General features: G+C 42.6%; 11 protein-coding genes and 1 riboswitch. Of the genes, 1 reads left to right on the top strand and 10 read right to left on the bottom strand.

Annotation, left to right across the window (positions count from 1 at the left end):
* Positions 1-20: 20 nt before the first annotated feature.
* Together MKX35_RS25595 and MKX35_RS25590 are read right to left on the bottom strand one after the other, a co-directional pair.
* Entirely contained in the window at positions 21-4,613 is a 4,593-nt protein-coding gene (locus MKX35_RS25595) for an S-layer homology domain-containing protein (RefSeq protein ID WP_076300305.1), read from the bottom strand.
* A 200-nt stretch (positions 4,614-4,813) separates the two neighbouring features.
* A riboswitch (cobalamin riboswitch) is annotated at positions 4,814-5,014 on the bottom strand.
* Between the two features lie 91 nt (positions 5,015-5,105).
* Complete coding sequence (locus tag MKX35_RS25590) at positions 5,106-5,684, bottom strand: hypothetical protein (RefSeq protein ID WP_076286157.1); 579 nt, start codon at positions 5,682-5,684, stop codon at positions 5,106-5,108.
* A 219-nt stretch (positions 5,685-5,903) separates the two neighbouring features.
* Here MKX35_RS25590 and MKX35_RS25585 point away from each other — a divergent pair, with 219 nt between their 5' ends.
* Positions 5,904-7,625, top strand: coding sequence for a cellulase family glycosylhydrolase (locus tag MKX35_RS25585; protein WP_076286156.1), 1,722 nt, complete (start codon positions 5,904-5,906; stop codon positions 7,623-7,625).
* Between the two features lie 62 nt (positions 7,626-7,687).
* Here the strand turns inward: MKX35_RS25585 and MKX35_RS25580 are convergent, their stop codons facing one another.
* The 8 genes from MKX35_RS25580 to MKX35_RS25545 form a co-directional block, all read right to left on the bottom strand.
* On the bottom strand, positions 7,688-7,981 hold the full coding sequence (locus MKX35_RS25580) for a transposase (protein ID WP_076286155.1): 294 nt from the start codon (positions 7,979-7,981) through the stop codon (positions 7,688-7,690).
* Between the two features lie 24 nt (positions 7,982-8,005).
* On the bottom strand, positions 8,006-8,563 hold the full coding sequence (locus MKX35_RS25575) for a hypothetical protein (RefSeq protein ID WP_143759536.1): 558 nt from the start codon (positions 8,561-8,563) through the stop codon (positions 8,006-8,008).
* A 108-nt stretch (positions 8,564-8,671) separates the two neighbouring features.
* The gene (locus MKX35_RS25570) at positions 8,672-9,325 is read right to left on the bottom strand and encodes a M48 family metallopeptidase (protein ID WP_076286153.1); all 654 of its coding nucleotides are present in this window, start codon (positions 9,323-9,325) and stop codon (positions 8,672-8,674) included.
* A gap of 81 nt (positions 9,326-9,406) precedes the next feature.
* On the bottom strand, positions 9,407-10,780 hold the full coding sequence (locus tag MKX35_RS25565; protein ID WP_076286152.1) for a hypothetical protein: 1,374 nt from the start codon (positions 10,778-10,780) through the stop codon (positions 9,407-9,409).
* A 118-nt stretch (positions 10,781-10,898) separates the two neighbouring features.
* The gene (locus MKX35_RS25560) at positions 10,899-11,495 is read right to left on the bottom strand and encodes a hypothetical protein (RefSeq protein WP_076286151.1); all 597 of its coding nucleotides are present in this window, start codon (positions 11,493-11,495) and stop codon (positions 10,899-10,901) included.
* A 169-nt stretch (positions 11,496-11,664) separates the two neighbouring features.
* Complete coding sequence (bshB2, locus tag MKX35_RS25555; RefSeq protein WP_076286179.1) at positions 11,665-12,318, bottom strand: bacillithiol biosynthesis deacetylase BshB2; 654 nt, start codon at positions 12,316-12,318, stop codon at positions 11,665-11,667.
* 23 nt (positions 12,319-12,341) lie between these two features.
* A complete protein-coding gene (locus MKX35_RS25550) occupies positions 12,342-12,686 on the bottom strand; it encodes a YojF family protein (RefSeq protein ID WP_076286150.1) in 345 nt (114 codons plus the stop codon).
* A gap of 178 nt (positions 12,687-12,864) precedes the next feature.
* Complete coding sequence (locus tag MKX35_RS25545; RefSeq protein WP_076286149.1) at positions 12,865-14,100, bottom strand: MFS transporter; 1,236 nt, start codon at positions 14,098-14,100, stop codon at positions 12,865-12,867.
* Positions 14,101-14,180 lie beyond the last annotated feature (80 nt).

Here is a 14,180-nt window from a genome sequence, read left to right as displayed (position 1 = left end):
TTATCTCTTTAAATAAAGTTCTATTTAACGTCTGTCATGTCATAAAGACTCGTCTGACCCTTAACGAACCGATCATAAGCAACCAGTGCATACATCGCTTGATCCGTAGCCATAAGATCTACTTCTCCTGGTTTCGCGCCTCCGTTACCTACGCCACCCTGCTTCACGTGATAAAAACCACCTTCAGATGCAGCAAAGCCTAGCAACGCATCAACTGCGGAACGACCATTTTTAATAAATCGGGAATCCTTATGTGGGTCAATTCCAAGTCCAGTTAAAGCTACGATAACCTGAGCAATGCTCTCGGAGTTCGTAGATTCCCAGCTTGCAAAACCACCATCTGCTGTTTGCGTTTTGGATAACCAAGCAATTCCACGATCCACAGCAGCCGTTACTTTGGCATTCGTTTTGTAATACGGGGTCAAGCCTTGAATAACCATTCCCGTAATATCCGGATCGGCCGCAGTAGCATTACTGCCTAGTGCCCAACCCCCGCCGTCGATCTCTCTGCCTAAAATGTAATCAATGAGCATCTCTCTAGTTGTCTGCGTCTTTACATCCTTAACCACTGGAATGTCGTAATGATTACTATCCAGAGCGATCAGGGCAAACACAGGTCCATTAATGCCTTGCTTGATTACAGTATCAAAATCAGCGAGTGGTTCAAGAAGGTTATAACCCGCCACTTTATCAATATTTTTGCCGATTGAAGTTAATGCCAAAATAACTCTATCATATTCCGTATATTTTACGCTATGCAGCTTCCCAGCTTTTTCTTTAAGGGTGGCTTCTACATTCGCATAGTACTTAGCGTAATAACTATCTGGAACCTTCACACCAGAACGTGCCAGCCCGAACACTGTCCAATCCCCGCCAACCGAGGATATGACCGGGTTTGTTACTGTTTTTTGCAAAAAGGCTGCTGTGTTCTGAATGTATGGACTAACTGCTTTGTCGCCACTCTTATAATCATGGGTTCTAGTAGCTACAACAGCTGCCATTTCTCTAGTTACAAGCTCTTTAGGCTTAAACTGATTATTGTCACCTAACATAAGTCCGGTGGCAACAATGGTTTCCACATCTGCTTTTGCCCACGCAGACACAGTATTGATATCTTTAATAGCTGTACCTGGCTTCGTAGCCGGGATTGATAATGCTCTGACAATAATGGCTGCCATTTGTTCGCGAGTAATCTTGTCATTTGGCTTAAATTCATTATTAAAGCCTGTAATTAACCCTGCTTTATGAGCAGCATTCACATATGGATAGAACCAATCTCCCAGAGCGACATCCTTGTAGGTAATTCCTTTGTCACTCTTGATATCCAGTTCCAATGCTGATACTAGGATCTTAGTAAATTCTGCTCTTGTAATTTCAGACTTCGGATTGAATTTACCATTGTTACCTTGGATATATCCTTTTTGTGTAGCTGTTTCAATCGCTGAGTACGCCCAGGGTGAGATCTTATCGGCGTCTGTATACAGTTTTTTGATATCATTTGCATTCGAGTTATTATCTTTCGAAGTATCCTTAGGACCCTCTGTTGGAGATGGCTTTCCGTCAGTATTAACATTAGTCCCTGGTGTAGATCCACCACCCGGAGCTGAAGTAGGCGTTGGTTTAAATCCTGATCCCAAGTCCTCACCTAGATCCGTAGTATAACGCCACTGAAGACTATCTCCAGCATTCAGGGTATATAGAGATGCCCCATACCCAGGATACTTTCCATTCACATTATACATCCATCCACTACCACTACCATGATCAAATTCCCCATCACCAGCAATGGATTCGACATATACACTATTGTATATTTCTGTCCACTTAAACTTATATACGATACCGCGGCTATCCAGAACTCTTTTTAGTACAGTCCATGCTGTGTCACCAGGTTGTAGCTCAACCTGTGCAGATGGAACAACATACCCTTTATTGATGGTAAGCTTATCCACAGACAAAGTTACAGTTGATTTAGGTGGAGTGACTTCGCCACCGTTACCTTCGCCACTACCGTCACCACCAGGTGTTTGTACTGTACTAGTGGTGTAAGCAACGTAATCAGTGAAGTGATTGGTTTTTACGATTAAATCATTTCCACTATCATAGGCATACTCAGACTTACCGCTTGCAAAACCTAAGTCATCATTTGCAAACTTTTGAATGTTATGTGGTGTGCCGTCTTGAATATAAGCTGCATCTTTTCCTTTAAGATCCTTAAAAATTAACGTAATGAATTGACTGAATTCTACTCTTGCACTGCCGCCCATTGAAAAAGCCTGAACAATACTCTCCAGCTTCTTGTCCTTAGGAATAACCTGATTCAGACTATCCTTAAGCGCAGTTTCTGTGCCTGCTATAGATGAAATAAGCTCAACCTTAGCATCACCACTTGTAACTTTTGCACCTTTAGGAATGACTACAGATACGTCACCTTTAGTAGCCTCTATTTGAGGAAGAGTACTATTTCCAAGTAAATTGACACTTACTGCGGATTGCTTATACTCTGGGATTTCCACTGTGATTTCTTTGTTGCTATCTTCGGGGCGTATCGGAATGATGTAATCATAATTATCGCCCTCTGGAATTTTAATTTCTGGTTTATCTCCTGATGGGATCTGTACTTCTATCTCTTCTGGATCTTCTGGTTGTTCAGGTCCCGGCTTTTCATCATTCATATCATACAGACGGTTCTTATGATTAATCAGACGATCATAAGCAACAAGTGCATACGTACCTTGATCCGTTGCCATTCCATCTACTTTTCCGGTGAGAGTATGCTTAAATCCACCATCCGGTCCAGCAAAGGTAAGTAGCGCGTCTATAAGCGAATTTCCTTCTTTTACAAATTTAATGTCACTGTGCGGATCTACGCCTACGCCAGTTAAAGCCACAATAACCTGTGCGATGCTCTCACTGCTTGTGCTTCCCCAGCTTGTATATCCACCTTGAGCATTTTGCGTACTCGATAACCATGCAATCGCCCGATCCACGGCAGCTTTTACATTTGGATTAGTTGCATAATAAGGCGCAAGAGCTTGCATAGCCATCGCAGTAATATCGGTATCAGCTTTTGCTGGGCCTAATGCCCAACCTCCGGCGTCCGCTGTACCTTTTTTGATTTCTTTATCTAAAATATACTTAATCAAATTCTCTCTTGTAGTCTGATATATTACCCCATCTTTATCAGGCTCAGGGAATAGAACGGGGATCTCGTACGTACGACTATCTAAGGCAATCAGTGCAAATATGGGACCATTAATCCCTTGCTTCTGAACATATTGATAATCAGCGAGTGCATTGATTAGATTATTACCCGCAACATTCGTGATATCCTTCCCGATCGAGGTAAGTCCTAGAATCGCTCTGGAATGCTCTGTGCTTTTAATAGCATCGAGTTTTCCATCCTTCATTAATTCTGTTACTTTCTTAGCTACGTTGTTGTAATAGAGATCATAATAACCACTTGGTACTTCGTAGTTGGCACGTGCTAAAGATAAGATCGACCATTCCCCACTGCCAGTACCAAATGACGGATTCTTTACCGTTTTTAAAATATAGGCCAAGCTTTTATCTAACTGTTCCTTTGCGCCAGTGGTAGCATTCAGCTTGTAGGTAATTTGATATGTTTTCTCTACTCTATTTTCTGCTCCGTCTACTGCCGTTACAGTGATTACATTACTACCTGGGCTTAGAGATGCTTTGTACTCACCATTAGTAGCAGATAGAACGACTCCATTAAGTTTTACTGCTGGCATGATATCTTTAAATATATTGTCTGTGACAACTACTCTGAAACTTAAATCTTTATCGGACACTTCCTGTTTATCCTGAATACCACTTACAGTAATAACAGGTGGCTCTATATCCAAAGAATTGGTAAGCCCGACAAGCGCATGATCTACACTTACTTGAGAGCTTTCAATATTTTCGAGCACGGAATAGGCTTGGTAGACTGCCGATTGTACTACAGTTCTATCCAAAATACTTTCTTTATTCGGATCGCTGTTAATCTCTGCAATTTCAGCAGTTAAAGCGTCCTTATTGGCAAGTTGAATTGGTAGTTCTCCCCAACCACCACCAAGATCAGAACCATAGCCATACGTGGTGAACTGAGTTCGGATGATGTCACCATCTTGAGGATCATATTGAGAAAAACCAACTGGAGGAAATTCATTATTTACTGCATACATCCAACCAGACATGGGGGTGTAGTCAAACTGACTCAACCATTGTTGATTTACTTTAGTTCCTACTGTCATCCCACCAGCTGAGATCATATCTAAAATATATTTCGGAATATTCACTTCATCTCTGGCATTATCTTTAACTTCAGATAGATAAAAGCTACTATTTATATCTCCTAAATATTTATAATTGCCCTCTCCTAGCGCACGCATAATTAAAGATGCGCCATTGTCCCCTTCGTAGATCGGAACTTTAATAGGTTCCTTAATATATCCTTGACCCAATGTGAACTTCTCTACAGATACAGTTGCGTACCCTTTAAGCGTAGAGCTTGCTCCATCTGCATGAGCCGGAATTACACTTGTAGAGAATGTCGTGATGAATACAGCTACAATAAGTAACCAAGCTAAAAACTTATTTTTCTTCATGTTTCATAACCCTTCCCTTCTTTTCCTATGATAAAAAACAGAATTAAACCCAGCGAGAAAAAACACCAGCGCCACCCATTAAGGGATGGCATTCACAAAAAAAAACCACTCAACATAACGTCAAGAGGTTTAAGATAGTGAACCGCAACAATAGCAGGCATATACTATATCAAACACCTCTCTATCGCTCGTAGAGTTTAACGGTGTATCAGAAACAGGCAGATATTCTGGCTCAAGTATCATCACCCTTGCTACCTTCCCAGTTTCCCAGTGGTACCTTGCAAGGACTCCTCTTTCACAGCGGCGGGACCGCGCGGGATTCACACCCGCTTTCCATTTAACCAATCTATGATTGTATTTCCGAAACATTCATAATTGGCACCTATTGCTAATATTAATTTTTCCATGCTTCATCATATCTAATATATATGCTTTTGTCATGCAATATTTGTTTTTTGTATAACGAGTAGTTAGCGATAATCCTATTGAATATCAAATCATTTTAACCACAATATACTCTTTTTCTCTCAGCTCAAAACCATCCTCCAGTGACAAAGAGGCCAAATCAAAGATTCGATCATACTTTTTATTACGTGGGAGCCCTTCTTCCTCAGCCCAGCATGTATAAAGCTCAAACTCGGCACCAGATACCCCATAATCTGTCATAAGCCTAAATAACTCCCGACAACACTTGAGTGAGGCGTTATACGATCCCGGTAGAGTATCTTTTAGCTTAGGGGATACAGAGAAGCCGCCCCAATTCGGTGAAATCCGAAACACATATGGACTCCGAAAATGCTTGCGAATCTCATCGTTCCAATACCCAAGTTCCTCTATAAAAATACCCGCTGCATCTTCTTCCGAGTCGTATACAAGACAATCCTCATCTCTTAAATGAGATAGATCTGCGATGTCATCCAAAGGAATTATACCTTGCAGGCGCTGAGCCTCTCTTTGTTTCTTATACTCCGGGGAATTTTTCACTTCATTATATGTCTTTGCTGACGGTACACTGCCTCTTTCTCCTAACGGAAGCTCTGTAGCCGAGCCTATGTAATGAAATCTGCTCACTGGATTGCCCTCCATAACTTTGGAATCACTACAAATCACTAATTCATATATGAATTTACCACAAATTAGTAAGGTACTCGTTGAAATTATTCTATGTTAGGGTATTTGGTAAGCGTTTACAATGAATTCATGGAGGTGTACGTGTTCATCTAAGCACCAAAGTACTAAGGAAGGTCAGGTTTAAGCATCCTCAAAAATGATCTTACAAAGGAGAATTCAATGACTACTCGAATCCAGAAATCATTCTTATCATTGACCCTTGTCACCGCTCTTCTGCTCTCTTTGTTCTCATCCATTGCCGCCGCTGCCACTAAGGACGAGCAACAAGCTAAGGCAGCACCAAAGAGTAAGATCCAATCCTATGTAGACGATATGCAGCCCGGTTGGAACCTTGGCAATACTCTAGATGCTACAGGTGAGGATGAAACCTCCTGGGGCAATCCGCGTGTGACCCAAGAACTGATTAAGAAAATCGCCGCACAAGGCTACAAAAGTATCCGGATTCCTATCACTTGGGATTCACACATAGGTGAAGCACCGAACTACACCATTGATCAAGCTTACCTCAACCGTGTCGAAGAAGTTGTAGGCTGGGCGCTAGACGCCAAGTTATATGTAATGATCAATGTCCATCACGACTCCTGGTTATGGGTAAGTCATATGGAAGAGAAGCATGATGAGACGCTGGCGCGTTATAATGCAGCATGGACTCAAATTGCGGACCGCTTCAAGGATAAATCCGATAAGCTGATGTTCGAAAGCATTAATGAACCTCGTTTCACGGATGGCGGAAGTACGGATGAAGCGAAGATGGAACAAATGCTTGCAGAGCTCAACAATTCCTTCCATCAGATCGTTCGAAACTCAGGTGGAAAAAATGATGTCCGTCCGCTAGTGCTACCTTCATTAGAGACTTCTCCTACCCAACCTAGAATGGATCAGCTCTACAAGACGATTACAGCTCTTAACGATCCGAACATAATTGCGACCGTTCACTACTATGGCTTCTGGCCGTTCAGTGTGAATATCGCTGGTTACACCACGTTTGAAAAAGATACAAAAAACGATATCACCCAAACTTTTGATAACGTTTACAACACTTTCGTAGCCAAAGGAATCCCTGTTATCGTTGGTGAGTTTGGACTGCTAGGATTCGATAAAGATACAGGTGTGATTGAACAAGGCGAGAAGCTGAAATTCTTCGAGTACCTTACCTATTATTTAAAAGAAAAGAAAATGACCTCCATGCTCTGGGATAATGGGCAGCATTTCAACCGCAAAACGTATAAGTGGTCCGATTCTGAGCTGCAGGGTGTATTAATGTCTGGTCTGAAGGAACGTTCCTCCAGCACTGAAAGCGATCTGGTCTATCTAAAAAAAGGTGCAGCGATCAAAGACACCAAGGTGAAGCTGAACCTAAACGGCAATAAGCTAACCACGATTAGTGCAAATGGGAAGTATCTAACAAAGGGAAAAGATTACACCTTGAATGGCGAGGAGCTGACACTCAAAGCCAGCCAACTCAAAAAACTCACAGCTTCCCAAAAATACGGTGAAAATGCTGTGTTAACGTTGAAATTCAACAAAGGTGTTGCGTGGAGACTAAAGATCATCGTGAATGACACTGCCAAATTAAGTGATGCCAAAGGTACGACTGAATCGTTTGTGATTCCAACTACCTTTAATGGTAACCAGCTTGCCACGATGGAGGCTGTCTATACCGCTGGTGGCAATGCAGGCCCGCAAGACTGGACACCATTCAAGGAGTTCGGCAATACGTTCTCACCCTCTTATAACACGAAAGAAATCAAGCTGCTTCCAGCCTTCTTTAAAGATGTTAAAGATGGAGAGGTCATCTTGAAATTCCACTTCTGGAATGGTGATATCCTTACGTACAAGATCACGAAGAGTGGAACAAACGTTGTAGGAAAGTCTTCTTAGCTTTCGCTGTATAATATAAAAAAGGAGTGTCCCTTCACGGGGACACTCCTTTTTTAACTACATCATACATATACTTCTTCATACGTCATCAACATCAAGCGATAGACCAGATATACTCCAAGATATGCTCCCGTTAAAAGAAACATTGGATTCAAAAAAATCGCATGGATCGAGGTCATAAATACCGTGTTATCTCTTAATATTTCATATATAGCTAGGGCAGAAATATTACCTAAAATAAGCGTAGACAACACAGAAGTTACATTAAAAACAATACGCCACTTTATCCATTTCCGTTGTATCATTAGCATGGCGACGGGAACCACTATACTGCCAAATACGATTAGAAATTTCATTTAGCCAGCCACCTCTGTATCTCTTTAATCCTCCAGTTCAACACTTTCGATTTGCCCCTCGGCATTCACTGTCCACTCGATATCAACACCTGGCATCAGTCCAAGCTTGTCCTCATCTTCGATCACTACATGATCGGGGATGGTTAGGGTCTGCTCTCCCCCACCTTCGACTTTAACGGTAACCTGTTTACCATTAGACGTAGTAATCTTCCCATCATATTCAATCTGCTGCAAAACAATCTTTTGGCTCGGATCCGTAATGGTAACCCGCTTGCCGCCGTCTGTCAGCAGCTCAATCTTTTTATGATAGCCGTCCTTTAAAGTGACTTCCTTAATGACTCTCTGAACGCTAACATCCGCCGGAAGTCCCTCTGTATTTGTACCGGATGATGCATTGGGTTGTTCTGTTGCATTGTTCGTAGCCGCAGGTGCAGTGGCTTCTGTTATAGGCGTTGGAGTTACTTGTGTGGTTTCATTGGCAGCTTTAGAGCAGCCACTTAATAGGACGGTGCAGGCACAGATCAAACAAAGAATTGAAGTTCGAATCTGGCGTTGTGAATTTCCTTTATTCTGTATCATCATTTACCTCCGCATTTAAATTTCTTCCAGTTCTATTTTGTGAACATAGTTTTACCTCTTCCCTTCCTTTTATTCACCAGAAAATGGACCATCTGAATTACTCTCTGATTATCACAGCGTCATAGCACGCCCATATCTAGCTAAATACTCCTCCTTCTCCTTATAATCCGGCATGAGGCTTCCAACCTTTCGCCAAAAAGAGCGGTCATGATTCATATGAAGTAAATGACACAGTTCATGGATGATTACATAATCGATAACTTCCACTGGAGCCATCGCTAGGCGATAGTTAAAGGTTAGCTTTTTATCCGAGCTACAGCTTCCCCACTTGGTTCTAGACTCAACAATGTCAATCGTCTTAGGCTTTACTCTAAGCTGTGTCTGATATTTATTGATCCGTTCACCTACAACCTTCTTACAGCTAGCGAAATAGAATTTCTTCAGCTTAAGTTTAAGCTCTTCCTCATTTAAATCCCCTGTCTCTATTAGCTCTTGCAGCGAATAATATTTGCCTAGATACAGGAACTTACCCTCGTCTTCATACTCTTTGAGCTTTGGTGTTTCTCGGTTCGCTTCAATACTTTGCAGCTTCTCCACTATTAATTTCCCATTACGCTCAACCACGCTTTTAATCGTCTCTTCACTTGTTTTCTTGGGAGCTTTGAGCGTTATACGCCCTGAAGAATCTATGTGAATGGAGATTTTCTTGCCGTTTCCATATTGAACATTAAACTCGATCACCTGATTGTCGTACTCAATCTTCATACCCACCATCGTTTCTATAAGGTTATTCGCAAAAAAAAGGAGAACGCGTTTAAGCGTCCCCCCCTATTTTAACATGATTCCTCAATACACTGGATATCCTGCCACAAACATCGCTAAATACAAAAGACTCCCCGCAACAGAAACTACAGTAAGGATAGCATCCTTTGATTTCTCTTCAGTGAGCGCGACAGCAGCAAAAGCTAGTGGAAATGCAACAAGCAAGTACCGCGGGGCTGACAGCAGCCAGGTAGCTCCGACTACGAACGCAAAATACACGATGAAATAGGCGGTGTATGAAGGTCGTATCTTTTTTGCACCCATAAACATGATAATTAGTGCTGAGAATATAGCGATTAAATTAGGCAGCCATAAGCCGAGAAAAGAACGACTATCTCCACTCTTAAAGGTGCCCACAGCGTATTCCATCTGATATCTTACCGTATCAAAAAAGAGATAAAACCGCTGAGACCAATGCTCTCTCTGGTAAATACTGAACTGAAACGCATTTCCCGTCACGTGATAATTAATAAACAGATAGGCCAGCAAGCCCGTTGATATGATAGCGAGAAAACATACAGCGCTGATGATTCTATGTATAAAGACTTTTTTACTTAATAGCTTATAGTTGCCTATCAGATCCCGTCCAAATTCAATCGCAACCGGTACAATCAGAAGCACTCCGGGAGAACGTGTATAAGCTGCAAGTGCACCGCATAAGCATCCGATCAGCCATTCCTTTTTTCTCACAAAATATAAACACATCAAAGATAATGCCAGAAATAGAGCCTCGGTCATCGGAATGAAGAAAAAGAACGCGGCAGGGAATATGAAAATGTATTTCACGACCCGCATGGCATTCTTTCGATGCATGTCTAATGCTGCCAGTTCATAAGCAACCAATGCAGCGACAATCGATGAGATATTGGAAACGATGAATCCAGCGACAAGATAATTGCCTACGAATACTTGAACTACTTTAATTAGATTTGGGAAAAAGGGAAAAAATACAATATGGAACTTTGGATCTCCCTCCGTTACGTACCAGTTCTCGGCAATCCCCAGATAACTAGAAGCATCGATTCCAGAGATATGCCAAGTCTCTGCCATTTTGCTAAGCAGACCACCTGAATAGCCATTCTGTATGATCAAAAATGAATACCCGATGAGCATAAGCAGGATACGACTCGCCAATATCCATCCAATAATATAAAGCCAAGCCTGTCTTCTATCCTGCTCCTTACTCTTCCAAGTCACTTCAGGTGCTGGATTCGTCAAAACAAAATCCGTCAATACAGGTATAGTGCGGAGCCCCAATAGCACAAAAAGCCCGAAACAGACCACAGAAGCGAGGGTGCCCAACATGGTCCAGCTCTGAGTCGAAATGGCCCAGTAAATAGCCGTCACCATCATAACAAGTATGAAGATGAAGGAAATGATTTTGTCGTGCTTTTTCATTTGATCCTCCAGTTATTTAGTCCGAACAATTGTTTAGGAAAAAAAGGATATAATTACCTATAGAAATATAATAGTCTTTGTGTATTTTTTTGTAAATCACATCTTATCTCTTCGTTCCTTACTCCCCCTCATAGCTGAAATAAAAGTTCAAAGGCAATTCATCATCACTTTGAAAACTGTTCGACATCCTGTAGGTTATATACAATTTATCCTCGCCCTTGCCGTATGACCATGATTCTTCGATAGAGCCAGTTAATGGCTTTAGCGGAAGAGTCATCCTGTCAATCGTTAGGATAGATTTTTCGACTTTTTCAGCCGCCTCCTCATCCGCAGGTTTGTATTGGTTCATAAAAGCACGTACCAGTTCTCTCGCATCTTGATAACCGCTTTCCGATCTGGGAAAGACCGTTCCTACCCGGTAACCAATGATTTTATTGGTCTTAACATCTACCACAATCTGCTGTATAAACTCCTTTTGATTCACGGATAAGATATCATCCTGCATAATTGTACCCAAGGTTGTATCGTATTCACCCACTGCATCCGCAATTTGCAAAGCAGCAAGCCCTTCTTCACGCGGCTGCATGAACACAGCCCGATGCTCTTCCACATGTGTGAAAAGCTCAGCATACTTGGGTCTTTCCTTACTGCATGCAGTGAATACCAGCAAAAGAATGACTATTCCACAAATGAGATTGAAATATGATTTTTTCAAACGAATACACCTCCTGGCCTGACGAAACCGGTTTGGTTGATCCCTCCTAAACCTTACCATATATTTGAAAAAAGACACAGATATTCATGCCTTATATTAGAAAAATGAAGCCTGACCACGGCAGTGGGCCCCAAAGAAAAAGCCCGAGCGTTTATGCTCGGACTTAATATCATTCAAATGGATAGATCCAGAAATGCTCTGTTCCAAAACGATCTTGGATTTCTTTATCCTCTAGCGTTTTGCTGCCTAACAGTTCAGCGGCTTGGAATTGGGATTTATGCGCCTGAATGGATGCCATCTTTTGCTTCAGGAAATCTTTCACTTCAATGATAACCTGAGGCTTTCCAATCTCTTCAATATTATTGGCGAAAGCTATACAGTGAACAGGAGGTCTCTCTGCCTTGGGCATTCTTCCAACCGTTCGAACCACTGCAGCTCCGGTAGCATCATGATCGGGATGAACGCTGTACCCCGGATAGAACGTAATGATCAGTGAGGGGTTAAGTTCCTTCAGAAGCGCATCAATATGGCCCTCAAGCAGAGCTTGATCCTCAAATTCAATCGTCTTATCGTGGAAACCAAGCATTCTCAAATCCTGTATTCCAATCGCTCGGCAGGATTCTTCCAGCTCCTTTTTACGGATCTCTGGGAGGGTTACCCGATTCGCAAATGGCGGCACGCCCATATTCCGGCCCATCTCTCCAAGTGTCAGACAAGCGTAGGTGACTTGGGTGCCGTTTTGCACATTTTTAGCTAGTGTTCCAGATATACCGAAGGCCTCGTCATCCGGATGCGGTAATATAACTAGAATATGTCTTTCCACTGAACTCCTCATCTCCTCTACCATTAGAACGGCTCCCGGCTTAATTGCAAGGATACGACCAGTTTGCCTTGGCTGTCATGACCGGCCAGAATTAATCTTTCGGTCTCACTCTCTTCATAGTGAGTTAGTCCTTCCGAGTACACCCAGCCTTGTGACATTTTTAGGCCTACGCGATAAGGTCCATGACCGGAAATCGAACCATGAGAATATTTGATCACAGCATTAGTAATGAAAGTAGCCGCTGGGTGCTTAGAACTATCGAAATGGGCAGCGTATGCTCCCGTCGTCATCTCAAGATGGATATATAGATCCTGATCTTTAAGCAGGTCGATCCTCTCTTGTATTTCGGATTGATTAATTAGCTGCAAGGTTACGCCTCCATATCTGAATGAAATTATACCTACGAAAAATAAGATCCCTACCCTATTAAGGACGGATCTGTTAAAGGATAAGCGGGTCCGTATTTCTCATCAAAGTATAACTTGCATAGCTTTTTTATTCAAATAGAAGCGGTACGCTGCAAGCTTAAACATTGTATTCAGCCATTCATTCTTTCAGCCTTTTATCCAGAATTGGGCGGATGAACCAGATATAATAAACCAGACAGAGAAGCAGTACTACAGATGTCAGAAAAAAGGGGATTTCATAATCCTGTCCAATCAAAATCCATCCCGTAAGCAGAGCGGCGCCGGATGATCCGAGGCTCCGAAATACGGATCTCATCCCTGCGTAGAGATTCCTCTCCCGCTCCTTAAAGGCAGACATCAACTGACTATCCAGCAGATTAGACAGCATCGTAAGCCCTCCCCCGCGAACCAGAAACACGATTGTGAACATCCAGACTGGCATAGCCCAGGATAATGAGGCGAACACGAGTATGTTAACCAAAAAGACAGATACGATCGCCACATTGTGGCCAAAACGCTCTAATACGTAAGGCGTCATTAAAGAAGCTGCAAACAAAACAACTCCGCTTACCGCCAGGAGAATGGACACTTTGTCATCCATCCAGTTCAGTCTATACTTCACAATTACATTAAGAAATGACCCAGTGATGGCTATCGCTCCTCCGAGCAGGGCCATGAATACCGAGAACAGCCAGAGTGTGCCGGAAGGCAGCTTTTTCCTCAAACTAGAGACTTCACGGTTCACTTCCAGAACTTCAGAGGTTCTAACCGTTTCGCTTTCCTTCCCCTCAGAGGGAAGCCAGAGTCCTCTAATCATACTGTGAACAACGAAAACCAGTGCAGCAAGCAGCAGCGTAAGCCCATATCCATCCCCGCTATCAGCCGAATTCGGCAAGTATCCGGCAACCAGGGTTCCTGCCCCTGTAAATGCAGTAAACACGGCAAACATCAGGGAGAAGGCACTTGCTTCTTCCTTGCGCGAGGCACAATAGTGAAATAGCAACTGCACCTCAGTCGTCTCCACAAGAGTAAGGCCAATCGAGACCAAAGTTTGAGCCAAATAGAATATGCCGGAATGATTGCCAATCGCATAAAGTGCACTTCCTGCCGCTATAAACATGATGCCGGATACTAGCAGCTTTTTACGACCTATACGGTTTGCCGATATGGATACAGGAATAGCCAATGCACCCATGATCAGTATACCTATGGACATGAGCAGCCCGATTTCATCCTCCTTCATTCCTTTGGACAGCAAATGCAAATTAAGAACTAGCGAATACATACCGATGCCGATGCCATACATGGCTTCGGTCATAAGAAACCGGCGGACGCCGACAGACAGGCGCAGCAAGTTCCTCATATACCCAGACATACCCATAACCCCTTTCTTTGGTGATACAGTCAAATAGGAAGGGCTCCAAACGGAGCCCCTCTACTTTCAAATGTATATTT

It is taken from the genome of Paenibacillus sp. FSL R5-0923 (assembly GCF_038009145.1).
Taxonomy (GTDB): Bacteria; Bacillota; Bacilli; order Paenibacillales; family Paenibacillaceae; genus Paenibacillus_AQ.
Note: the sequence above shows the minus strand (reverse complement) of the source record. Positions and strands in the feature narration are given on the sequence as shown.